This is a genomic window from Candidatus Soleaferrea massiliensis AP7, assembly GCF_000820765.1.
Taxonomy (GTDB): Bacteria; Bacillota; Clostridia; order Oscillospirales; family Ruminococcaceae; genus Soleaferrea; species Soleaferrea massiliensis.
In genome coordinates this window covers 1-22,981 of sequence record NZ_CCYH01000019.1, presented here as the reverse complement: position 1 = coordinate 22,981, position 22,981 = coordinate 1, and the positions used below count along the sequence as shown (strand labels likewise).

Below are 22,981 nucleotides of genomic sequence, written 5' to 3'. Positions count from 1 at the left end.
AGATATCCCATTATCTGCTTCGACCGCCTGCGGGCGGCGTTTTGTTTTTGGCCGGGTGGTTGGGCGCAGCTAGCAGCGGACGCTTCTCCGGTTACAGTTTGTTTTTATGGTACCCCAATACCTTGGCTGGTGCGTCGGCTTCCCTCTATCTGCGAGGGTTTCCATTAAGCAGTGATGAATACCCTCAATCTTCGATCAAGCATCTTACCGGAAATCTACAGGGATTCAACTCTCTTAGACAGGCACGTCGGGCAACCACCTTGTCTATTTAAAGCACAAAACGAAACCTTTACCACACAGCATAGTGCAGATCAATTGTTTCAATGGATTCGGAACACAGAGCGAGCAGATGTATAGACATCATTATCGATGCTGCGGACGTTCGAACCCAGCGAACGCTGTGTTTCCTTGCCCCAAAAAAGATTCGGACGGGCTGAGGGGGTTTCCAAAGGGGGAATGACGTCCATTCTCACTGTACCGAAGCGGCATTCCCCCTTTGGCGGCCTTTCTTGGTTCTTCTTTGGCCGCGCAAAGAAGAACTGCCACTTGCCAAGTGGTACTTGGTAAACATAGAGGGACCACTGTGTTACAGTGAAACAACGATTATTTTACGCCTAACGGATATACCGGTGAAACTCAACTCCGCTTTGAGTATTTTGTTATACTGTAGCAGGGTGATAACATGTACAACAGAATCCGCGATCTTCGAGAAGACCATGACCTGCTGCAAAGACAAGTAGCTGAATACTTATGTGTCTGCCAGAGAAATTATTCCACTTATGAACGCAGCAACAACATTCCAACTGAAGCATTAATCAGGCTAGCCCTTCTTTACGACACCAATATCGATTATTTATTGGGTCTGACAGATGATCCCACGCCGCCCAAGCGCAAAAAACAACAATAAAAGGAACCCTGCCGAACGTACCAGGCAGGGTTCCTTTTCGTTTGCAATATCTTGTCAGCGACATCCAAACAGGTTCTCTCCTGCTCCGGTCACCCCTTTAAAGCATCGTTATTTTTTTATATGGCGCTTTCCAAGGGCCATCGGAAAACACCGTCGCTTCGCCGGGTAAACCGGATGCAGAACAACAGACGCTGGTGCAAAGCATCTGCTGCCTTGTCAAACATGCGGTCCCGCTAAAAGATATCTCAAACAGTCGGAATCGCTCTTTACAGCAACCCCAATGGCATATGAAAGATCTGTTTATGACCTTTCATATGCCATTGGCGTCGCCGATTCGGAACGATCCGTGTTCTGTGAATCAGTACAGCATATTGAAACCCGCATGTATATTTACTTTTTTAAGTAAGCGCAGGATATTGGTGCAAAACATCCGGCGCCGGATTTCCGCAGGGTTCGTTTATTTTCCGCTCCAAACCGCGCAGAAAAAATCGTCGCGTCATAGCTGTCAACCTCTACGGCGCTGTCCGCTCTTCATCGAATAATTCCGCTATCTTTGCCTTGTACGCGTCGTATGACATCATGACGTTCAGGACGACAAGCATTGCGTTCGTGCCAAGATATTCCGGCAGCTCGCAGCTTTTCAGCAGCGCGCCGCGCCTTGCCGCGCTGTTGAGCGTCCCGGTCAGGCCGTCTTCGAACAGATCGATTTTGGTGATCTCCCGGCCCGCTGTTTCGCCGCCGCTTTCCTCACACAGCACGCCGCTCTTCTCAAATGCCTTTAAAATCTCCTGCCGGCTGATGCCCTCCACACCGAGCTTCCCTTCCCTGGACGCCTTTTCCTTGCGCCGTTCCTTGCCGTAAACATCCGGGATATAGACGTGCTTCACCAGCTTCGGGTCGATGCTCCCGGCGATATGATGCCGGATTTTAAAGCCGGCCGCGTCGCTGTCGGTCAGCACGATCAAACCTTTCTTCTCTGCAAGAACGCGCAGCAGCTGCATCCTTTCCCGATCCTTGAAGATGCGAAAGCCGTGCGTTTCGATGATCGTCGCGTCCAGAATCGAGGACAGCTTGATCTTGTCATAACGCCCCTCGACAATCACCGCCTGCCGAACATGGATGCGCGGGGGCTGGCTCCTGTTCTCTTCCATACTGTCACTCCTAACCCTGGCTGCGCAGCATAATCAGATCGGTCACAAGCTGTTCGAGTACCACGCGTCCATCCGCACGGGAGCTTTTCAGCCTGAGGTCCGCATCCAACAGCAGCTGCAGGCTGCCCTTTAAAAATGCTTCCTTGAATTTGTAGCAGTCGCGGTATGCGTTCTTAATTCTGAAATCCTTGCCGCGGTAGTCATACCATCCGATGAGGTCGGTCACCGGGATGCCGTTTTTCTTCGCGACCGCCGCACGGTACAGATCGATGAAAACGGTGGACAGCACAGCCAGAATGGCGACGGGCTGTTCCCGCATATAGAACAGGTCATCCAGAATCTGCATACAGCGGGTGTAATCGTTCTTCAGCATGGCTTTGGAAATCTCGAATACCGAGCTCTGTACGGCGCGCGAGCAAAGCAGGTCGATATCCGCTTCGGTGATCTCGCCGCCGGGTCTATAATGGCACAGCTTGTCAATCTCATTTTTGAGCGCCTGCATATCGCCGGAGCACCGCTCCACCAGATAGGATGCCGCTGCCGGCTGCATCGAGCATCCCGCCCGCGCCGCGCTGTCGCGGATAAATTTGATCAGGCTGCTCCCGGTGCGGGGACTCAGCTCCGCAACGCATCCGGCTTTGTCCACCTGCGCCGCAAGCTTCTTGTACTTGGCGTTTTTTTTGATATCTGCTTCGATGCCGAAATAACAGAAGATGAGCACCGTGGTATCCGGCAGGTCGGCGAGCAGCTCCTTTAACTGATCCATTTCGCCGCTGCCGCGCTTCTCCAGATCGAGATCGGAAACCACGACGCATTTCCGGCCCGCAAAGACCGGCAGGCTCACCACCGCGTCGCAGAGCGTCTCGACGCGCAGCTCCTTGCCGTCGAATTTCTGGAAATTGAAGCCGCTGCGGTCGTCCACCGCTTGATCGATCATCCGTTCCAAATACAGCTTTTTGAGATACTGTTCTTTTCCGCATAACAGGTACACCGGCAGGAGACTGCCCTCCTTGAGATGCTTATGAAACGCGGTTTCATCTGTAATCTTCATATAATTCCCCCTTACTTCCCATGAAGACACCGTTCATGTCATATAAAAAAGTTCTGACGCGACACTTGTGTCATCAGATATCCGTCTTTTCTCCTCCGCCGCAGGCGGGAAAAAAAGTCACTGTACAGGTCTTTCATGTTATCTTAAACAGTGCCACTGGAAACGCTTCCGCCCGGTAATGCTTCTCCCAGAAACCGATTTTCCATTATACAAATGGGAGAGAAACCGATGTCCGGTTTCTCTCCCGATGATTTCTTACAGAATCGCTGAACCATAGCGCTGTGCCAGCCGTTCTTTCGCCTCTACTGATATCCCGCAGGCAGAATCGATGCCCGCGATACCCTGGTAATAGAACAGTGCCCGCTCCAGCGCCTTTTCATCCTTTGCCCTGAAAACAACCGGCAGATGAAGCATATGTGCATTCAGGCTGAATTCGTAACCATCCTCGGGATTTTCTATCATAATGAGAGCCGCATCGCATGCATCCTCATCGATATCCAGCAACGCGTCCTCCATGTCCTCGCCGCATGTGACCGGTTCCGATAACCGAATCGTATCTCGGCTCAGAAAATACGATTCAGATTCGTTTGCCAGCAATACAGCGGCCGGTTCTTCCCTTTGGATGTTTACAGCCTTGAAATCGAATGCATCCATCGCCTTCCGGATCGCCGCCAGATGGTCCGGCGTGGTGCCGCAGCATCCGCCCGCGATCTGAACACCCGCCTCGAACAGCGCCTTCATGGCCTGTCCCATCGCTTCGGGCGACAGGTCGTATCTCGACGGGTCTTCCGGGTCCGGATGTCCCGCATTCGGCTTGCCGATCAGCGGAATCTCTGTATACGGCGCGATCCTCTGGATGTTCGCCGCCATGCTCTGCGGTCCCTCCGAGCAGTTCAGTCCGAAGGCCGAAACGCCCATCGCCTGCACGGTGAGCAGTGCGGTGCGCGCATCCAGTCCGGTGATGGTGCGGCCGTCGTCATCCACGGTGATGGTGACAAAGATCGGCAGGCCGGTCTTCTTCGCCCCCAGGATGGCCGCGCGGATTTCGGCGAGGGAAAACATCGTCTCGATCACAAGCAGGTCGGCGCCCGCTTTTTTCAGGCAGGCGGCCTGCTCCTCATAGACCTTCACAAGCTGTTTAAACGACGCTTCGCCAAACGGCTCGACGAACAATCCGGTCGGGGACATGTCTCCGGCCACCAGCGCTTCGCTTTCCGCCGTTTCCTTTGTCATCGAAACCAGCGCCTTGTTGATCTGCTGTGTCTGATCCTCCAGCAGATAATGGGACAGCTTCTCCCTGTTTGCGCCGAAGGTCGGCGCGTACAGGACATCCGCTCCCGCTTCCAGAAAAGCGGCCTGAATCCTCTGCATGACCTGCGGATTCTCTTTCACCCAGTCTTCAACGCAGACTCCCTGCGGCATGTCTGCCGCGATCAAATTTGTACCGGCTGCGCCGTCCAGCAGCAGCGGCAGTTTGAATGGAAATGCCATGACTGTTACCCCCTTGTTCTGATTGGAACGGACATCCGTTCGCATATGTCCCCGTTTGTAGGTCGAAAAAGCGATAAACGCTGTTTCTGTCTGCCAAGGTACCAATTATGTGGATATGATACCGCTGTACCCCGGCGGTTTCACGATGTTTGCCAAGTGACTCTTGGTATTGTGATAGTTGTATCGCTGTATCTCAGCGGGTTCACGTTGTTTGCCAAGTGACACTTGGCATTGTGGTCGTTACTTCTTTGCCGGCCAAAGAAGTAACCAAGAAAGGCCGTTCAAGGGGGCCATACAGTGTGCCGCTTAGGGCCAGATGGCCCCCTTGAAAATCCCCTCTGATATCCCGCTATCCGCTTCGGCCGCCTGCGGGCGGCGTTTGGCTTTGGTCAGGGTGGCTGAATGGCTGGCAGCGGACGCTTACGTTCCCTGCGACTGTCTTTACTGGTACCCCGATTCCCGAAGCCGCTGTGTAAACAATTCTTCGATCAGAGAACACCATCGGCGATTGCCCCACCGCTATTCCTTTATCCGCTGCGGCCGCCTGCGGGCGGCTTTTGGCTTTGGTCTGGGTAGCTGAATGGCTGCAGCGGACGCTAACGCTCCCTGTGACAGTCTTTTCTGGTACCCTGAGTCCCGAAGCCGCTGTATAAACAATTCTTCGATCAGAGAACGCCGTAGGCGATTGCCCCACCGCAGGTGGCTGTAGGCGATGCCCTATCGCAGGTGGTGCAAACGGCTTTGTGTAAGAATGGTTTCCAAAGCGCAGAACGGTGTAGCAATCGCCATTCTGCGGTTTTCGGTCTGATGCATATCGGCTGTCTTATGAAAGCTGAAGACGGACCCCGGCTTATCTGCCGCGATCCGTGTTTTTGTTTGGTTCGTTACATGCTCTGCGGCGCATCCACCTTCAAGAGGGTCAGCACATTGTGCAGAACCGTCCGGGCCGCTACGCAGAGGTTCAGACGCGCCTGCATCAGGCCTTCATCCTCGCCCATGACGCGGCAGGCGTTGTAGAACTTATGGAACAGTGTCGCAAGCTCAATCGCATAGCGGGTCATCCGCGCGGGATCATAGGCTTTCGCGGCGTCAATGATCTCGTTGGTATAGAGCGCCAGATGCCGGATCAATTCGCGTTCCTCCGGCGCTGTCAGCCTGAGAAGCTCCCCGCCGGTGCAGTCCCGCAGCTTGATGCCTTCAGCGTCCAGCTTCTTGAAGATGCTGCAGATGCGCGCGTGCGCGTACTGCACATAGTAGACCGGGTTCTGGGAGGATTCCTCCACCGCCAGATCCAGATCAAAATCCAGATGGCTGTTCGGTTCCCTGAGGTTGAAGAAGAACCGTGCCGCATCGATGGGGATTTCCTCGAGCAGGTCCGAAAGCGTGATGGATTTTCCGGTCCGTTTGCTGACCTTGACGACCTCGCCGTCCCGCATCAGCTTGACCAGCTGCATCAGCAGGATATCCAGCTTCGAGCCGTCCAGCCCGATGGCGTCCATCGCACCTTTCAAGCGCGCGACATGTCCATGATGGTCCGCGCCCCAGACATTGATGACCCTGTCGAAGCCGCGCACCGCGAATTTGTTGTAGTGGTAGGCAATGTCGGCCGCAAAGTAGGTCGGGTTGCCGTTCGCACGGATCAGCACCTCATCCTTCTCGCTGCCGAACGCGGTCGCCTGATACCAGAGCGCGCCGTCCTTTTCATAGGTCAAGTCCTTGGATGAAAGAATGCAGACGATTTTGTCCACAACCTTCTCCTGATGCAGCGTGCTTTCCATGAACCAGACGTCGTAGAGGATGCGGTAGCTTTCAAGATCGGTTTTCAGCTTTTCGACGTTTTTCGGGAGCGCATATTCGATCAGCGCCCGGCAGCGCTCTTCGGACGGCTTGTCCAGCAGCGCGTCGCCGTGCAAGTCTGCGTATTCCTTCGCGCGGACCTTGATGTCCTCGCCGTGGTAGCCGTCCTCCGGGAACGCGACGTTCTCTTCGCCTTTAAAGAGCTGCAGATATCTGGCTTCCAGCGACAGGCCGAACCGGTCGATCTGGTTGCCGGCGTCGTTGACATAGAATTCGCGGGTCACATCGTAGCCCGCGTTCTCCAGCACCGCGGCCAGGCAGTCGCCCAGCGCGCCGCCGCGCGCGTTGCCGATATGCATCGGGCCGGTCGGGTTTGCCGAGACAAATTCGACCATCACCTTCTGATGCCCGCCGAAATCGCTCTTTCCATAACGCTCCCCCTCCTGCTCCACGGTGGACACCGTGTCGGCAAACCACCTCTGGGACAGAAAGAAATTGATGAAGCCCGGGCCGGCGATCTCGCATTTTTCAAAATAGCTGCCGTCCAGAACGGCCTCTGCCTGGATAATCTCCGCGATTTTGCGCGGGGCCATATGAAACGCCTTGGCGGATACCATCGCGACGTTGGTCGCGAAGTCTCCGTGGGACTTGTCCGCCGGGATTTCAATCAGAAAAGCCGGAATCGGTTCGGCGGCAAGCAGGCCCTGCGCCACCGCCGACGACAATGCGTTTAAAATGATCTCTCTTAACTGTGTCTGTGCAACTTCCACTAGATTAGACATCCTGATTCTTACACTCCTCTACATTGATAAAGATCTCGTTTTCACTTTCCAGATTGGAATTGATGTCGATCGTGTATTTGAAATTCAGCTGCCCGCCGTCCTCACACAACCCCATCTTGATGTTGTTGCAGAAGATACCCATCATGATATCCCCCACCTGTGTGCCGTAATGGCAGAGATGCCGCTTCCCGTTTTCAATGACAAGCTGGGAACGGGCCGGGCCGGAACGCGTCATGGTGACCCTGCGGTCCCCTTCCACCTTCAGTGTCGTGGTCGCGCCCTCAAACCCGGTCGCTTCGCTCTCCTTATAGCGGATGTAGTAGCTGTCCGCCTTTTTATAGAAACTGCCCTCGGTGGTCAGCTCAATGCAGTCCGTTTCACCATCCGCGCCGCGTACGCCCCGGATGGTGATCAAAACATCTTTCTTCAACTTCCCCGGCCTCCTCTTTCTTTGACCGTCAATAATCTTCTATCATGATGCGTTCGACCTGCCCGTTCAGGTCACGCTGCAGGAACTTCTCCGCGGTTTCGCAGAAGCCGTCCACCGTATCGCTGACAAAGTAGCGGTTTGGCTGCGGGTCGTCCCCTTCAAACAGCATATTGCTGCTGGTCAGGTAGTTCTGCACATAATGCGCCGTCTCCTTGCCCGGATCGATCAGGGTAACGTGATTTCCGAAGATATCCGAAATGAAGCCGTACAGCAGCGGATAGTGGGTACAGCCCATGATCAAAGTGTCGATATCCTCCGTAAGAAACGGGGTCAGGTACATCTGTACTGTCAGCTCCGTGATCCGGTTGCCGCGTTCAACCATGCCGTTTTCGACCAGCGGGACAAACAGCGGGCAGTCGTGCCCGATGACCTTCGCATCCGGCCGGATGCCGCGGATGGCCTTGCCATATGCGCCGGAACGCACGGTCGCCGTTGTACCGATGACGCCGATGACGCCGTTTGTCGACACCGCGCAGGCGCTCTGCACCGCCGGCAGCAGCACGCCGGTATAGGGGACCTTCAAACCTTCGATTTCCTTTTCCAGCACGTTGGCGCTGACGGTGCCGCAGGCGGCGACGATCATTTTGACGTCGAAGCTCTGCAGCAGCCGGATATCCTGCGCCGTGTAGCGGCGGATGGTCTCGCGGCTGCGGTTCCCATACGGGACGCGGCCGGTGTCTCCAAAATAGATGATCTGCTCATCCGGCAGGATATTTTTCAGCTCCTTGACCACGGTGAGTCCGCCCAGTCCGGAATCGAACACGCCGATTGGACGATTATCCATGTACTTCAGCCCTTTCCAAAGCGAATTGAATCAATCTGTCGAGCAGTTCGCCATAAGGGATACCGCTTTCCTGCATCATCTTCGGATACATACTGATCGAGGTGAAGCCCGGAATCGTATTGACCTCGTTGAGGATCACCCCGCCGTCCTGTGTGATGAAGAAGTCTACCCGGCTGAGTCCCGCGCATCCCAGTGCCTGATAGGCCTTGACAGCCGTATCGCGCACAAGGTCTGAGATGGTTTTATCCACCTTTGCCGGAATCTGCAGCTTGGAATCGGCCACATATTTGGCCTCGTAATCGTAAAACTCGTTGCAGGACTCAATTTCGCCGATCACCGATGCGAACGGCTTGTCGTTGCCAAGCACGGCGCATTCGACCTCATGGCCGACGATGGTCTCCTCGACAATCGCCTTGCCGTCGTGCCGGAAGGCAAGCTCGAGCGCCGCTTTGAGCGCAGCCGAATCCTTCGCCTTGGACACGCCGACCGATGAGCCTGCGTTGGCCGGTTTGACAAACATCGGATAGCACAGCTTTTCTTTTAAAAGCGTTTCTATCCGGTCAAACTCCCCGATTTCATTTCTGTGCACAGCCATGTACTTTGCGTTGCGGATTCCCGCCTGGCTGAGCACGGTATGCGTGTACTCCTTATCCATGCAAATGGCGGAGGACAGCATGTCGCATCCGACAAACGGAATGCCCGCAAGCTGGAACAGCCCCTGAATCGTTCCATCCTCGCCGTTTTTGCCGTGCAGCACCGGAAAGGCAGCATCAATCTGGATTTCCCGGAATCCGCCCTTTTCGAAGACGACGATTCCCTTGACCCGGCGGTCCGGGCTGATGACTGCGGGGGTGATATATGCTTCGTTCTGCCAGCTGTCATTCCGGATACTGTCGATGGGGCCGTCATAGAGGTACCATCGCCCATCCGCGGTGATGCCCAGCATAATGATGTCATATTTCTCCTTTGGGATATTCTCCAGGCAGGATGATGCCGAAACCAGCGACACGCTGTATTCGGAGGAGACACCGCCGAAGATGACGGCTACGGTTTGTTTTGCCATACACAGGTCACTACTTTCTATATGGTATTGATCCCATTGGGATCGAAGTCTTGATTCTCTCAATTGATCTCTATCATCCAACATGTTGCATGAAGATCGGATTGTATTAAAGGTTATGGGTTATCTGGCTGCTTAGACCGCTTTGCGCTGTATCGCAGCAGACTTTTTTTGTCTAACCGCTTTGGCAGGATGGCAGCATTCCTGCACGGAGGTGCAAGTGGTCTCCTTTGTTTTGCCGGGTAAGCCCTGGCAAGTGGCAGTTACTCTTTTGCGTGGCCAAAAGAGTAACCAGAAAAGGCCATTCAAGGGGTCTGCCGCCCCCTTAAAAATCCCCCAATCACGCAGCTTTTCCGGAATTGGGCAGTTCCTGCTTCCAGATGACGGCAGGATTCCCGCAATGGCTCGGCTCAGAGGCCCCATGTCGCGCGGCGCTCTCCCGTTTCTCCGTTCTGTCGCTGTCAGCTTTATCTTCCATCCATGCTCAGCTCTCGTCTAGCCTCATTGTCCCCACCACGCCATAGCGGGCATTGTTCTTTTCAGGATAAATCTGCATGGAATCTGAATCGTACTCATTCAAACGAACTTGCTTCCCAATATGGAATTTAAGTTATCTCTCAGCTTTTGGTCTTGAGGTACTATGAATACAGCCTTTAACCACAGAAGCTTCCGCTGCTAGCCCTGCCCAACCACTCAGCCCAAAACCAAACGCCGCCCGCAGGCGGCCGTAGCAGATAACGGGATATCTGAGGGGGATTTTCAAGGGGGGGCCATCTGGCTTTAAGCGCCTCTGTGCATGGCCCCCCTTGAACGGCCTTTCTTGGTTACTTCTTTGGCCGCGCAAAGAAGTAACAACCACCTCGCCAAGGCGTCTTGGCAAACACAGGAAAACCGCTGAACTACAGCGGAAGTAACGACTACTGTACCAAGTATCACTTGGCAACAGCGAAAGACCGCTGCGCCTCAGCGATGTCAATACTTTTATGGATGACCTTAACCGACAATTGATTTATATCATATCATATTTGTATTTCCCGTGCAAACAGTATTATGTGAATTTAACGATAAAAGTTGATCCCGATGACGTTTCATGCGAATTGACCGCATAATCGGGATTTTCACTCATAAACTATAACCAATCTTCCTTTTTCTATAGATAGTAACGAAGACAGAAAATTATTACATTTTTTCGCCTATTCCCTTGCATTTTGCCGCCAGATATGGTATAGTATTTATTGTAATATAAAGTAGGATGAAAGAGTGGGAAGTTCCCACTCTTTCGTTTATGTTGGAGTGATTTTATTTGTCAAAGAGCAGAAACGGCCAGAATACCGTGTCCATCGTCACGGAGCTTGCAAAACCCGCCCTGGAAGAAATGGGACTCATCCTGTGGGATGTGCGGTTCGAAAAGGAAGGCGCGAACTGGTATCTGCGCGTCTTTATCGATAAGAAGGGCGGCGTGGATATCAATGACTGCGAGAATGTCAGCCGCAAACTTGATAAAATGCTGGATGAAGCCGATCCGATCGATCAGAGCTACATCTTTGAAGTGTCCTCGCCGGGCATCGAACGCGAACTTGTGAAGCCATGGCATTTCAGCCAGTATATCGGGCACCGCGTTCAGGTGAAATTAATTCGTCCGGTCGACGGGGTGCGTGAATTTACGGGCCGTCTGGAAACCTTTGCGGATAACGCCATCACCATCACAACCGATGAAAATCAGGCGGTGTGCTTCCAGAAGAAAGAGGCCGCCTTTATTAAACTGGCCGATGAAGAGATAGAACTGGAGGGTATTGAATAAACATGAACACCGAATTTTTTGAAGCGCTCGCCATGATCGCCAAGGAGAAGGGCATCGAGCAGGATGAGCTTCTCGAAAAGATCAAAAGCGCCATCACCACGGCGGTCAAGCGCGATTATCAGGATCCGAAGAACGTCGTTCTGGATATCGATCCAATGAAGGGCTCCTTTAACGTATATATCAGCAAGATGGCTGTCGAAGAGGTCGAGGATCCGACTGAAGAAATCTATCTTGAAGAAGCTCTCAAGTACAACAAGCGCGCTAAAATCGGCGAGATGGTCGACATCAAGCTGGAAACCAAGCAGTTCGGACGCATTGCGGCGCAGACGGCCAAACACATCATCCGCCAGGGCATCCGTGAAGCGGAGCGCGAGCAGCTTTTGAAGGAATTCCAGAGCCGTCAGCAGGATATTGCAACCGGCCTTGTCACCCGCACCGATCCGCGCAAGGGATCTGTGACGCTGGAAATCGGACATTCCGAAGCCGTCCTGTCAAAATCCGAACAGATTCCGGGCGAGCAGCTCAGTGAAGGCGACCGCGTCAAGATTTACGTCGCTGAAGCGGTTCAGACCGAGAAGGGGCCGCGCATCATGATCTCCCGCACCCATCCGGGACTGGTCAAGCGTCTGTTCGAGATGGAGGTACCCGAGATTTACGACGGCACCGTCGAGATCAAATCGGTTTCCCGTGAAGCCGGTTCCCGCACCAAGATTGCGGTTTACAGCAAAAATGAGGACGTCGATGCGGTCGGCGCCTGTATCGGACCGAAGGGCGCGCGCGTCGCGGAGATCGTCAACGAGCTGTGCGGCGAAAAGATCGACGTTGTAAAATACAGCGAAAAGCCTGAGGAGTTCATCGCCGCTGCGCTCTCCCCTTCCGAGGTCATCTCGGTGCAGATTGAGAACGAAGCTGCCCGCGCCTGTCGGGTCATTGTTCCCGCCGACCAGCTTTCGCTGGCCATCGGCAATAAGGGACAGAACGTCCGTCTGGCCGCCAGGCTGACCGGATGGAAGATCGATATTCATCCCGAAGGCGAGGAGCTTGAGGATTTTTCCGACGAGCCGATGCAGGAGGATTTGATCGAGGCCAATCTGTAAGCACAGGCTGCATGTGCAGTCTTTTATATAGATTCTATTGGTAAGAGGAAACGTACGATTTCAGAAAGAGGTGAATTGTCATGCAGAACAAACGGGTCCCTATGCGCATGTGCACAGGCTGCGGTGAAATGAAGCCGAAGCGGGATCTGGTTCGGGTCGTCAAAAGCAAGGAAGGCGATTTATCTCTGGATCTGACCGGACGCAAGCCCGGACGCGGCGCTTATGTATGCTGCGATCTGGAGTGCCTGAAAAAGGCCCGCAAAAACCGTCGGCTGGAGCGTACCTTTTCCTGCCGTATACCGGATGAGGTTTACAACCAGATGGAGGAGGAATTAGCAAAAGGTGAGTAATGGGACATTGGGCATGATCTCGCTGAGCAGAAAAGCTGGTAAACTGATTGCCGGTTTTGATACGGTAAAACAGGCGGCCGGCGAGCGCAAAGCCGCAGCGGTGCTGACCGCGGCGGATGTGTCGGCAAAAACATTGAAGGAAGTCGTTTATTTTTGTGAGAAATACGAGGTTCCGCATCTGAAGCTGATGGAAAGCATGGCGGAGCTTGCACAGGTAACCGGGAGAAAAGCGGGAGTTTTAGCCTTGACAGACCCGAATTTTGCCGAACGAATTGCGATAATGGCCGCCGCTTCAAACAAGGAGGAATAGATAGAATATGATCAATAACAAATATAGAGTACACGAAGTCGCCAAGGATTTGGGCGTACCCAGCAAGGATGTCATCGATCTGCTGGCAAAGCATTTTGAGACGCCGAAAAAACATATGACCGCACTGACTCCGGATGAGCTCAATGTGGTATTTGAACACTACACCCAGAAAAATGAGGTGAAGGAATTCGATACGTATTTTCATTCGGTGAAGCCGCAGCCGAAAAAGGCGCCTGAAAAAGCCAAAGCACCGGCTGCCAAGGAGGATGCGCCGAAAACGGATGCGCCCAAGCAGGAAGCCCCGAAGGCGGAACCCGCAAAAGCCGCCGCGCAGCAGGAAATGCCGAAAACACAGCCGAAGGCGGCTGCCGGCACACCGGCGCCGGAGAAATCCGCACCGAAGACAGCTGCCGGCGCACCGGCATCGCAGAAGGCCGCGCCAAAGGCGGCTGCACCGGCCGATACCAAAACAAAACCGGCTGCAACCGAAGCTGCTGCTCATAAAACGCCGCAGAATGCAAATCCTACAAATGCGGGACATACACCAGCCGCGTCCAATGTGTCCGGCCAGAACCGCCAGCCTGGCACTCAAACCGCCCAGAGTAACCAGGGCGGACAGAATAGCCAAAATGGTCAGAACAGCCAGGGTGGCTATCAGAACCGTCCGCAGGGTTCACAGCAGGCAGGCCGTCCGCAGGGCGGATTCAATCAGAACCGTCAGGGTGGCTACCAGGGCGGACAGAATGCGCAGGGCGGTCAGGGCGGCTACCAGAACCGTTCGCAGGGTTCACAGCAGGCAGGTCGTCCGCAGGGCGGATTCAATCAGAACCGTCAGGGCGGTTACCAAGGCGGACAAAATGCGCAGGGCGGCCAGGGCGGCTACCAGAACCGTTCGCAGGGCGCACAGGGCAACCGTCCGCAAGGCGGATTCGGCCAGAACCGTCAGGGCGGCAAGCCGAACAACCAGCAGCCGTCCCACAATAAAATAGCCAAAAAGATCATCAACCGCTCCAATATGGGTCCGACCACATCGGCTCCCGGTGAAAACGCGGCGGATTCCAAAACCATCGGCAACAAGAACGTGCGCTATGTCGATACGCGCGCGGCCAACGTTGAACTCGATAAATACAATGAGCGTTACGAGCAGATTGCTCCGAGCAACGCGATGAACAAGGATAATATCCAGAAAAAGCAGAAGCTCAACCAGAGAAGCCAGCGCCGCGGCCGCTTCGGTTCCGCCAAGCGCGAGACTGAGGCGCAGAAGATGCGCCGTCTGGAAGCTGAAAGAAAGAAAAAACAGCTCAAGATCACCGTGCCGGAGGAAATTGTAGTCGGCGAACTGGCCGCCCGCCTGAAGGTCACGGCCGCTGAGGTCATCAAAAAGCTGATGATGCTGGGCGTGATGGCATCCATCACCCAGACCGTAGATTTCGATACGGCTGTACTGGTCGCGGAGGAATTCCACGCCAAGGTTGAGAAAGAGGTCATCATCACCACCGAGGAACGCCTGATAGACGACAGTGAGGATGATTCCGACGATCTCATTGAGAGAAGCCCGGTCGTGGTCGTCATGGGACACGTTGACCACGGAAAGACCTCCCTGCTCGACGCCATCCGCAATGCAAACGTCACCTCCACCGAGGCGGGCGGCATTACGCAGCACATCGGCGCATACCGCGTCAAGGTGGGCGAGCGTTCCATCACCTTCCTGGATACGCCGGGACACGCGGCGTTCACGTCGATGCGTGCCAGAGGCGCGCAGGTCACCGATATCGCCATCCTGGTTGTCGCGGCGGACGACGGCATCATGCCGCAGACCGTCGAGGCCATCAACCACGCAAAGGCCGCCGGCGTCCAGATCATTGTGGCCATCAACAAGATGGATAAGGAAGGCGCCAGCCCGGACCGCATCAAGCAGGAACTCACCGAATATGAGCTGGTTCCGGAGGAATGGGGCGGCGACGTCATCTGCGTACCGGTTTCCGCAAAGACGCAGGACGGCATCGACACCCTTCTGGAGATGGTTCAGCTGACCGCCGATGTCATGGAACTCAAGGCCAATCCGAACAGGCTGGCCAAGGGCACCGTCATCGAGGCGAAGCTCGATATCGGCCGCGGACCGGTCGCAACCATCCTGATTCAAAACGGTACGCTCAAGCAGGGCGATGTCGTCATCGCCGGCACAGCGGTCGGACGCGTCAGGGTTATGCTGGACGACAAGGGCAACCGCATTGAGGAAGCCGGCCCGTCCATCCCGGTCGAGATCACCGGACTCGCGGAGGTTCCGTCCGCAGGCGACATCTTCAACGCGGTTGAGGATGAGAAGCTTGCGCGCGAGCTTGTCGAGGAGCGCAAAGCGGAGATCAAAGAGGAACAGTTCAAGTCCTATCAGAAGGTCACACTGGATAACCTGTTCTCCCAGATTGAAGAGGGAGACGTCAAGGAACTGCCGATCATCGTCAAAGCCGACGTACAGGGATCGGTCGAGGCGGTCAAACAGTCGCTTGAGAAGCTCTCGAATGAAGAGGTCCGCGTACGGGTCATCCACGGCGCGGTCGGCGCAGTCAGTGAATCGGATGTCATGCTGGCTGACGCGTCCAACGCGATCATCGTTGGATTCAACGTCCGTCCGGATCCGGTTGCAAAGAACAACGCTGAACTGGGCGGCATTGAAATTCGCCTGTACCGCGTCATCTACGATGCAATCGAGGAAATCCAGTCGGCTATGAAGGGCATGCTGGCGCCGAAGATCCGCGAGGTCGAGCTTGGCCGCGCAGAAGTGCGCCAGGTCTACAAGATCTCGAATGTCGGCACCGTTGCAGGCTGCTACGTGACCGAAGGAAAGATCACCAGAAACGCACAGATCCGCATCGTGCGTGACGGCATCATTGTCGCCGACGACGTGCTGGACAGCTTAAAACGATTCAAAGATGATGTAAAAGAAGTGGCCCAGGGCTACGAATGCGGTATGGGACTTACGAAGTTCAACGACCTCAAGGAGGGCGATTTCTTTGAAGCCTATATGATGGAGGAGTACCGCGAATAATCCGTTGTTCCTTCCATCCCCAAAGCCGCCGTCGCCGATGTTTCGGGGGCGGCGCGCCGGTTTCTTCTTTTACTGCAAAGGAATAGATAAAGGAGCAGCTATGGCAAATTTTAAAGTGGACCGCGCCAGCGAAGACGCGAGGCGCGAACTCACCGATATCATGCGGACCCTCAAGGACCCGCGCATCACCGGACTGTTGACAATCGTGCGGGTGGACCTGTCCAAGGACCTCTCCTATTTAAAGGTCTATGTCAGTTCCCTGGAGGGCTTCGAGGCCACCAAGCAGGCGGTGAAGGGGCTCAACAACGCCGCCGGATACGTGCGCCGGGAACTCAATCACCGCTTGAAGCTGCGGCGTTCTCCCGAGGTTTCGTTCATTGCGGACGACTCGATTGAACACAGCGCAGAGATTGCAAAAATCCTGAACGATGTACTTTAAATTCTCAGGCAGGCCGGTTTGTAGATCTTTAAAAGGATGACACGGCCTGTCCTGCATACAGCATCAAACTTTCCGATATGGAATCATTGAGGTAGAAGAGATGAAAGTCAACTTGGAAAAAGCCTGCGAACTGCTGCAGGGCGCACAGAACATCCTGATCTTTTCGCATCAAAGCCCGGATGGGGATACATTGGGTTCCTCGTTCGCGCTCAAATATGCCTTGAACGGCATCGGCAAAAAAGCTGCCGTGGTCTGCCATGACAGCTTTCCCGCCAAATATGGTTATTTTATCGATGAAGCGGGCAACTGTCCGGATTTTGAACCGGACCTGCTTGTCTCGGTCGACGTGGCCGATGAAAGCCTGCTCGGCAAAAGCATGGAGGCCTATCGGGGCCGCATCGACCTGGCAATCGACCACCATCCCAGCAACTCGATGTTTGCGGCGTATACCTATTTGGAGGACACCTCCGCCGCAACCGCTGAGATGATCTACCTGATCATCGAGCGGATGGGCATTGCGTTTGACAAGCGCATCGCAAACTGCATCTACACCGGTATTGTGACCGATACCGGCTGCTTTAAATTCTCGAACACATCGGCGCGCACCCACATCATCGCGGCCAAACTGATCGAGCTGGACACCGACTACGAATTCATCAACAAACTGATGTTTGAAACCAAGTCGCTTGCCCGCATCCAGATGGAACGCATGGTGCTCAACAACCTCGAATTTTATTTCGACAACCGCTGCGCCGTCATCCATTACGACACCAATATGCTGCAGAAAACCGGTGTCGATGAAAGCGAGCTGGACGGCCTTGCCGCCATGACGCGCCAGATCGAGGGCGTCGAACTCGGCCTACTGATCAAGGAAAAACCCGGCGAAGGCTATAAGATCTCGGTGCGGACCGGCGCAGGCATCGACGCATCAAAGCTTTGCAGCCAGTTCGGCGGCGGCGGACATGCGCGCGCTGCCGGCTGTACCATCAACAAGGACTTTGAATCGGTCAAACAGGATCTTTTAAAGGCATCCGAGCCGCTTTTCTCCTGAGAAGACCTCTTTGACGGGGCTTATGCGATGCATGAAACCGTATTGAATCTGTATGATGCCTGATAAAACGTTCGGCATCAGGGAACGGCATCCTGTGCAACGGACAGCGTAGCCTTCCAGCAATCCAATGCCGGACAGCATAAGCGGAAAACCATGTTGTTTATGGAAACCAGGCATATTTCTAACCGGAAGATGCGATGACGCATCCTTCACCATAGAACGTACCGATATATGGCATGCTGTATTCATCCAACGATCGACAGGGGGAATTGTCATGAACGAGCTAAGCGGAATCATCTGTATTGACAAGCCGCAGGATTTCACTTCATTTGATGTTGTGGCCGTGCTGCGGGGCATGACCGGCACCAAAAAGATTGGACATGCCGGTACGCTCGATCCAATGGCCACCGGCGTTCTTCCAGCGTTTATCGGCCGGGCCACCCGCTGCTGCGACCTGCTGTCGAATCAGGACAAGCGCTATACCGCCAGACTCCGGCTCGGGATCACCACAACGACACAGGACATCACCGGTGAAATCCTGGAGCAGAAGCCGTCCCACATATCCGCGGCAGAATTTGCACAGGTGCTGCAGCATTTCCTCGGCTCCATTGAGCAGACGCCGCCGATGTACTCAGCGGTCAAAATCGATGGAAAACGGCTGTATGAACTGGCAAGACAGGGAAAAGAGGTCAGCCGTCCAAGCCGGACCATCACCATCTATGAACTGCGGCTGCTCTCATCCGATGAAGCCGCGCAGGAATTTGAAATCGATGTGTTCTGCTCCAAAGGTACCTACATCCGGACGCTCTGTGACGATATTGGAAAACGTCTTGGCTGCGGCGCTACGCTGGTCGCGCTGCGGCGCACGATGGCGGCCGGCTATACCATCGAGCAGTGTTATACGCTCGACGAGCTTCAGAAACTAAGAGACGCGGGCACGCTCCAGCAGGTGCTTCTGCCGATCGAGTCGGCATTTTCAGATTATGAACAGCTGGTGCTCACCAAAGCCAACGCGCTCAAATTCCAGAACGGCGTCAAGCTGGATATCGATCAGCTTGGTTCGCTGGATGCCGATGATCTTGTTTCCGTTCTGGATGAATCCGGTCAGTTCTTGGGGCTTGGATATATCGATCTGAATACCCGCAAGCTGCGGATTAAGAAGATTTTTCACCGTTATGAGGACTGAGCCGATTTAGAAGATCTTTCATCGCTATCGGGACTAAGCCGATTTAGAAAATCCTTCACTTCTATGTGGATGAAGCAGATTTAGATGATCTATTGCCGCTATTAGGGCGAGAATCTTTCATTGCTATAAGGACTGAACAGACCAAGATGGTCCTTTCACCACCATGGTGATTGAATGATTGTCCGGTCACATCATCTAAAACCGCGTGAGATGATCTTCTGTCGTTTGGGGATGGATACATCCTGAAATCGCCTACATACACGAAATGGGGAATGTCATTTGGTCAGCTACTATGATCTGTCCTTTCAGATGGAGCGGGACACTTCGGTCGCATTGGGATACTTTGACGGCGTACATCTGGGCCATCAGGCGGTCATCCAAGCATCGAAGCAGTGCGGGAACCTTCTTTCCGCTGTCTTCACCTTCTCCACGCGGACATCCCGTCCAGCTTCGAAGCCTGCCCATGCCGGGCTGATGTCGGAAGCGTTCAAAGAATCCATGCTGGAACAGCTTGGCGTATCCTGTATGGTCTGCCCGGATTTCGAGATGTTCCGCGGCCTGACGCCCGAACAGTTTGTCGAGCAGGTGCTCTGCCAGCGGATGCGTGCAAAGGCCGTATACTGCGGATACAACTTCCATTTCGGCAGGAACGCCAGCGGCAGCACGGACGACCTCAAAAGGCTCGGCCAGACATATGGCATTGAGGTTCATGTCGTGGAACGTCTCGAACGCGGCGGTGAGCCGGTCAGCTCCTCGCGCATCCGTGAAGAGGTCAAAAGCGGCAACATGCCGAAGGCGCGGGAACTCCTCGGACGTCCGTTCACCATTGATTTTACGGTGGTCAGGGGCCGGCAGCTTGGCCGTACGCTCGAATCGCCGACTATCAACCAGTTGATCCCGGACTATTTTATCCTGCCGAAATTCGGCGTCTACGCATCCACAGCCTGGGTGGACGGCGCCTGGAAGCCCGGCATCACGAATATCGGCATCAAGCCGACGGTCGGAAGCCAAGCGCCGCTGGCTGAAACCTATATCTTCGACTATGACGGGGATCTCTATGGACAGGACATCCCGGTCCGCCTGTATGAATTCATCCGCCCGGAAAAGAAATTTGATTCGATTGACGCGCTCAAAACAGGGATTCTGCGGGATGTGCAGACCTCCCGCATGCTTCTCAAAGAGGTTCTTCAAGACTGAGTGCTCCCTGTCTTTCCGTTAAAGACGGGGATTTTTTACGCAGTGACTGCCGAAACGGAGGAATACTGATGAAAATCATGACGCCCATCCTGCCAAACGAGCCGGAAACCTGTCACGATATCGACAGAGCCATGCTTCAGGCCGCCGAAGATCAGACCGATCTGCTTTCCCTTCTGTTTGCGGACGGCGCCATAACAGATATCCGCATGCAGGATATCAAATTCTCCGGCTGCATCTTTCGAAACTGCCGGTTTTCGGAATGTCGCATTGAAAAATCCTACTTTCTGGACGTCCGGTTTGAAAACTGTGACCTGTCCAACATCTATCTGAATGAAAACAAATTCCATCGGGTCTTCTTTGACAACTGCCGCATCATGGGAACCAACTTCTATGAATCGATCTGGGAGGACGTCATCCTGGAAGGCTGTAACGGCCGGTATGCCAATTTCAGCGGATCAAAATTCAAATCCGCGGCTTTTGTACAGGGAAGCTTTGCGGAAGCTGTGTTCGGGGACTGCACGCTCAAGCATGTCACCTTCGAAAACTGTGATTTCACAGCGGTTCAGTTTCTGAATACGCCGCTCGCCGGGATGGATTTGAGAAGCTGCCAGCTTGAGGGCATCCGTCTTGCTCCAAGCGATCTCAAGGGTGCCATCGTCTCAGCCTATCAGGCCAGCGACCTGGCACGTTTTCTGGGACTGATCATCCGGTAAGAATTTGGACATCCCCCATGAAAGGCTTCTCCCCTATGCCCTGCCTGATACTTTTGTCATGAAGGTGAAATTCCGTACGAAGAAAAACCGGCATCCTTCACACGGAATGCCGGCAATTTATATGATTCATTGCTATCAAATCTGTTTCTTGATGCGGGAGAGCGCACATTTTTCAAGGCGTGAAACCTGTGCCTGCGAGATGCCGATTTCACCGGCCACCTCCATCTGCGTCTTTCCTTCAAAAAATCGCAGGGACAAGATTTTCTTTTCACGGTCCCCCAGCTTGGCAATCGCTTCTTTCAGTGAAATCTCTTCCAGCCAGTTGCTGTCGTCGTTGTTGTCCCCCACCTGATCCATGACATAGATCGTATCGCCGCCATCGCTGTAGACCGGCTCGTATAACGACACCGGCTCGACGATCGATTCCAGCGCCAATACGACATCCTCGCGCTTGGCGCCCATCATGTGGGCGATCTCCTCGACGGTAGGCTCCTTGGAATGCTCGTTGGTGAGCTGTTCCTTGACCTGCATGGCTTTATAGGCCGTATCGCGCATCGACCGGCTGACACGGATGGAATTGTTGTCGCGCAGATAGCGGCGGATTTCACCGATGATCATCGGCACCGCATAGGTGGAGAACCGCACATTTTGTGAGATGTCAAAATTGTCGATGGCCTTCATCAGTCCGATACAGCCGACCTGAAACAGATCGTCCAGATTTTCGCCGCGGTTTGAAAATTTCTGAACCACACTCAAAACCAGCCGCAGATTGCCGTTGATCAGTTCATCCCGTGCGCTTCTATCCCCATCCTTAACCCTTCTGAGCAGGATTTCTTTCTCCTTTTCCTTGAGAACCTTTAATTTGGACGTGTTGACGCCGCAAATTTCCACCTTGTTGATATACACTGCTACAACCCCTTTTTCCTTCAAGCGATTTTCATAAGGTAGTATGGTCCGGAAAAGGAATTTTCATACTGTCACATCCGCCAATCCCCGGCTTCGGAGAAATAGAAATCTATCCAGTACAGGATTTTTTTACCTGATCCAATACGCGATTCCAAAGCGTTTGTTCGATACTTTTTCACCAACACAATCTATAGGAGGTTGCATCTATGAATCCCACCGTAAAAAAACTGACCCACGGCGCGCTGATGGTCGCGCTCGCAACGGTGCTCTATACGCTGGCTGTGTTCAAGCTGCCGAACGGCGGCGCCATCACAGTCGGCAGCATGGTTCCGCTGATGGTCTATGCATTCATGTATAACGTCAAATGGTCACTGCTTGTCTCCCTGGTATTTGCCGGCATACAGCTTGTCATCGGCTTTTATCCGCCGCCATCGCAGGATTTCCTGTCGTTCTTCCTGCTCATCCTGCTGGAATACATCATCGTATTCGGCGTGCCCGGACTCGCCGGTGTCTTTGGCAAGCTGTTCAAAGGAAAAGCGAGCGCTATGGTCGGCGCAACCGTCATTGTCATGGTCATCCAGTTTATCTGCCACTTCATTGCCGGCATTCTGATCTGGAATTCGTTCGCACCCGAAGGCCAGCCGGTTTGGCTGTACTCCCTGCTTTATAACGGTTCTTATATGATTGGCGAACTGATCATCAGTTCCATTTTCATGCTGTTTATCGCGAAGTATCTGAATTTAAAGAAGCTGCGCGGATGATCACGTTGCCCATCAAGAGGATTTCATCTTCTCTTGATGGGCATCGTTTTTTATTGTCAATGTGGTCTGCTTATGCCCTTGTTCATCAACGTTCGGCTGTATGGCTCAACGCTCAAGTCCCTTCAAGGAATTGTTGACACAGCGGCTTCGGGAATCGGAGTATCATGAAAGAAACTTGAAACCGGAGAAGCGTCCGCTACTAGCTGTGCCCAATCACCCTGCCCAAAACCAAACGCCGCCCGCACCACCTGCGGTGGAGCAACCGCCTACGGCGTTCTTCGGCCAAAGGACTGTTTACGCAGCGGTTATGGGAATCGAGGTACCATGAAAGAAACCTGTAACCGGAGAAGCGTCCGCTACTAGCTGTGCCCAACCACCCTGCCAAAAGCCAAACGCCGCCCGCACCACCTGCGGTGGAGCAATCGCCTACGGCGTTCTTCGGCCAAAGGACTGTTTACGCAGCGGTTACGGGAATCGGGGTACCATGAAAGAAACTTGAAACCGGGGAAGCGTCCGCTACTAGCTGTGCCCAACCACCCTGCCAAAAGCCAAACGCCGCCCGCAGGCGGCCGAAGAAGAAAGAGGGATATTATAGGGGGATTTTCAAGGGG

Annotated in this window: 21 protein-coding genes; 13 read left to right on the top strand and 8 right to left on the bottom strand. The window is 54.0% G+C overall.

The window, feature by feature from the left end:
• Both BN348_RS14125 and BN348_RS04260 read left to right on the top strand, forming a co-directional pair.
• Window positions 1-272 (top strand): hypothetical protein (locus BN348_RS14125; protein WP_207641733.1); only part of this gene is annotated, 272 nt, incomplete at its 5' end.
• A 410-nt stretch (window positions 273-682) separates the two neighbouring features.
• Entirely contained in the window at window positions 683-907 is a 225-nt protein-coding gene (locus BN348_RS04260) for a helix-turn-helix domain-containing protein (RefSeq protein WP_040196453.1), read from the top strand.
• 512 nt (window positions 908-1,419) lie between these two features.
• Here the strand turns inward: BN348_RS04260 and BN348_RS04255 are convergent.
• The 7 genes from BN348_RS04255 to BN348_RS04225 form a co-directional block, all read right to left on the bottom strand.
• On the bottom strand, window positions 1,420-2,058 hold the full coding sequence (locus BN348_RS04255; RefSeq protein ID WP_040196451.1) for a ribonuclease M5: 639 nt from the start codon (window positions 2,056-2,058) through the stop codon (window positions 1,420-1,422).
• A gap of 10 nt (window positions 2,059-2,068) precedes the next feature.
• Window positions 2,069-3,109 (bottom strand): DNA polymerase III subunit delta, encoded by a 1,041-nt coding sequence (gene holA / locus BN348_RS04250; RefSeq protein ID WP_040196449.1) that lies wholly within the window; start codon window positions 3,107-3,109, stop codon window positions 2,069-2,071.
• Window positions 3,110-3,364: 255 nt separating this feature from the next.
• Window positions 3,365-4,600 carry a homocysteine S-methyltransferase family protein gene (locus tag BN348_RS04245; RefSeq protein WP_040196447.1) on the bottom strand — a complete coding sequence of 412 codons (1,236 nt, stop codon included), beginning with the start codon at window positions 4,598-4,600 and terminating at the stop codon, window positions 3,365-3,367.
• 884 nt (window positions 4,601-5,484) lie between these two features.
• Entirely contained in the window at window positions 5,485-7,179 is a 1,695-nt protein-coding gene (argS, locus tag BN348_RS04240) for an arginine--tRNA ligase (RefSeq protein ID WP_040196445.1), read from the bottom strand.
• Window positions 7,172-7,609, bottom strand: a complete 438-nt coding sequence (locus tag BN348_RS04235) for a YwiB family protein (RefSeq protein WP_040196444.1) — start codon at window positions 7,607-7,609, stop codon at window positions 7,172-7,174. Before BN348_RS04235 ends, argS begins: the two co-directional genes overlap by 8 nt.
• 28 nt (window positions 7,610-7,637) lie before the next feature.
• The gene (murI, locus tag BN348_RS04230) at window positions 7,638-8,453 is read right to left on the bottom strand and encodes a glutamate racemase (protein WP_040196443.1); all 816 of its coding nucleotides are present in this window, start codon (window positions 8,451-8,453) and stop codon (window positions 7,638-7,640) included.
• A complete protein-coding gene (locus BN348_RS04225; protein ID WP_040196442.1) occupies window positions 8,446-9,516 on the bottom strand; it encodes a D-alanine--D-alanine ligase family protein in 1,071 nt (356 codons plus the stop codon). Before BN348_RS04225 ends, murI begins: the two co-directional genes overlap by 8 nt.
• Window positions 9,517-10,816: 1,300 nt before the next feature.
• Between BN348_RS04225 and BN348_RS04220 the strand changes: the two genes are divergently transcribed.
• From BN348_RS04220 to BN348_RS04175, 10 genes are all read left to right on the top strand, one after another.
• A complete protein-coding gene (locus tag BN348_RS04220) occupies window positions 10,817-11,314 on the top strand; it encodes a ribosome maturation factor RimP (RefSeq protein ID WP_040196441.1) in 498 nt (165 codons plus the stop codon).
• Between the two features lie 2 nt (window positions 11,315-11,316).
• Complete coding sequence (nusA, locus tag BN348_RS04215; RefSeq protein ID WP_040196439.1) at window positions 11,317-12,411, top strand: transcription termination factor NusA; 1,095 nt, start codon at window positions 11,317-11,319, stop codon at window positions 12,409-12,411.
• 80 nt (window positions 12,412-12,491) lie between these two features.
• Window positions 12,492-12,761 (top strand): RNase P modulator RnpM, encoded by a 270-nt coding sequence (rnpM, locus tag BN348_RS04210; protein ID WP_040196438.1) that lies wholly within the window; start codon window positions 12,492-12,494, stop codon window positions 12,759-12,761.
• Window positions 12,754-13,071, top strand: a complete 318-nt coding sequence (locus tag BN348_RS04205) for a L7Ae/L30e/S12e/Gadd45 family ribosomal protein (RefSeq protein ID WP_242844303.1) — start codon at window positions 12,754-12,756, stop codon at window positions 13,069-13,071. Before rnpM ends, BN348_RS04205 begins: the two co-directional genes overlap by 8 nt.
• A 7-nt stretch (window positions 13,072-13,078) precedes the next feature.
• Entirely contained in the window at window positions 13,079-16,117 is a 3,039-nt protein-coding gene (gene infB / locus BN348_RS13510) for a translation initiation factor IF-2 (protein ID WP_040196436.1), read from the top strand.
• Between the two features lie 100 nt (window positions 16,118-16,217).
• Window positions 16,218-16,556, top strand: a complete 339-nt coding sequence (rbfA, locus tag BN348_RS04195; RefSeq protein WP_040196435.1) for a 30S ribosome-binding factor RbfA — start codon at window positions 16,218-16,220, stop codon at window positions 16,554-16,556.
• A gap of 100 nt (window positions 16,557-16,656) precedes the next feature.
• Window positions 16,657-17,607 (top strand): DHH family phosphoesterase, encoded by a 951-nt coding sequence (locus BN348_RS04190; protein WP_040196434.1) that lies wholly within the window; start codon window positions 16,657-16,659, stop codon window positions 17,605-17,607.
• Window positions 17,608-17,881: 274 nt separating this feature from the next.
• Complete coding sequence (truB, locus tag BN348_RS04185; RefSeq protein ID WP_040196433.1) at window positions 17,882-18,793, top strand: tRNA pseudouridine(55) synthase TruB; 912 nt, start codon at window positions 17,882-17,884, stop codon at window positions 18,791-18,793.
• Between the two features lie 279 nt (window positions 18,794-19,072).
• A complete protein-coding gene (locus tag BN348_RS04180) occupies window positions 19,073-19,990 on the top strand; it encodes a bifunctional riboflavin kinase/FAD synthetase (RefSeq protein ID WP_040196432.1) in 918 nt (305 codons plus the stop codon).
• Window positions 19,991-20,058: 68 nt separating this feature from the next.
• On the top strand, window positions 20,059-20,703 hold the full coding sequence (locus BN348_RS04175) for a pentapeptide repeat-containing protein (protein WP_052446700.1): 645 nt from the start codon (window positions 20,059-20,061) through the stop codon (window positions 20,701-20,703).
• A 135-nt stretch (window positions 20,704-20,838) separates the two neighbouring features.
• Here the strand turns inward: BN348_RS04175 and sigG are convergent, their stop codons facing one another.
• Entirely contained in the window at window positions 20,839-21,609 is a 771-nt protein-coding gene (gene sigG, locus BN348_RS04170; protein WP_040196431.1) for an RNA polymerase sporulation sigma factor SigG, read from the bottom strand.
• 206 nt (window positions 21,610-21,815) lie between these two features.
• Here sigG and thiT point away from each other — a divergent pair, with 206 nt between their 5' ends.
• The gene (thiT, locus tag BN348_RS04165) at window positions 21,816-22,370 is read left to right on the top strand and encodes an energy-coupled thiamine transporter ThiT (RefSeq protein ID WP_040196430.1); all 555 of its coding nucleotides are present in this window, start codon (window positions 21,816-21,818) and stop codon (window positions 22,368-22,370) included.
• The last annotated feature ends 611 nt before the right edge of the window (window positions 22,371-22,981 follow it).

What these genes read in the sequence shown, in the direction of transcription:
- murI (WP_040196443.1), bottom strand. Translation starts at nt 8,453, where the DNA reads ATGGATAATCGTCCAATCGGCGTGTTCGATTCCGGACTGGGCGGACTC.
- rbfA (WP_040196435.1), top strand. Translation starts at nt 16,218, where the DNA reads ATGGCAAATTTTAAAGTGGACCGCGCCAGCGAAGACGCGAGGCGCGAA.
- BN348_RS04245 (WP_040196447.1), bottom strand. Translation starts at nt 4,600, where the DNA reads ATGGCATTTCCATTCAAACTGCCGCTGCTGCTGGACGGCGCAGCCGGT.
- BN348_RS04175 (WP_052446700.1), top strand. Translation starts at nt 20,059, where the DNA reads ATGAAAATCATGACGCCCATCCTGCCAAACGAGCCGGAAACCTGTCAC.
- rnpM (WP_040196438.1), top strand. Translation starts at nt 12,492, where the DNA reads ATGCAGAACAAACGGGTCCCTATGCGCATGTGCACAGGCTGCGGTGAA.
- nusA (WP_040196439.1), top strand. Translation starts at nt 11,317, where the DNA reads ATGAACACCGAATTTTTTGAAGCGCTCGCCATGATCGCCAAGGAGAAG.
- thiT (WP_040196430.1), top strand. Translation starts at nt 21,816, where the DNA reads ATGAATCCCACCGTAAAAAAACTGACCCACGGCGCGCTGATGGTCGCG.
- BN348_RS04260 (WP_040196453.1), top strand. Translation starts at nt 683, where the DNA reads ATGTACAACAGAATCCGCGATCTTCGAGAAGACCATGACCTGCTGCAA.
- BN348_RS04225 (WP_040196442.1), bottom strand. Translation starts at nt 9,516, where the DNA reads ATGGCAAAACAAACCGTAGCCGTCATCTTCGGCGGTGTCTCCTCCGAA.
- BN348_RS04190 (WP_040196434.1), top strand. Translation starts at nt 16,657, where the DNA reads ATGAAAGTCAACTTGGAAAAAGCCTGCGAACTGCTGCAGGGCGCACAG.
- infB (WP_040196436.1), top strand. Translation starts at nt 13,079, where the DNA reads ATGATCAATAACAAATATAGAGTACACGAAGTCGCCAAGGATTTGGGC.
- truB (WP_040196433.1), top strand. Translation starts at nt 17,882, where the DNA reads ATGAACGAGCTAAGCGGAATCATCTGTATTGACAAGCCGCAGGATTTC.
- holA (WP_040196449.1), bottom strand. Translation starts at nt 3,109, where the DNA reads ATGAAGATTACAGATGAAACCGCGTTTCATAAGCATCTCAAGGAGGGC.
- argS (WP_040196445.1), bottom strand. Translation starts at nt 7,179, where the DNA reads ATGTCTAATCTAGTGGAAGTTGCACAGACACAGTTAAGAGAGATCATT.
- BN348_RS04255 (WP_040196451.1), bottom strand. Translation starts at nt 2,058, where the DNA reads ATGGAAGAGAACAGGAGCCAGCCCCCGCGCATCCATGTTCGGCAGGCG.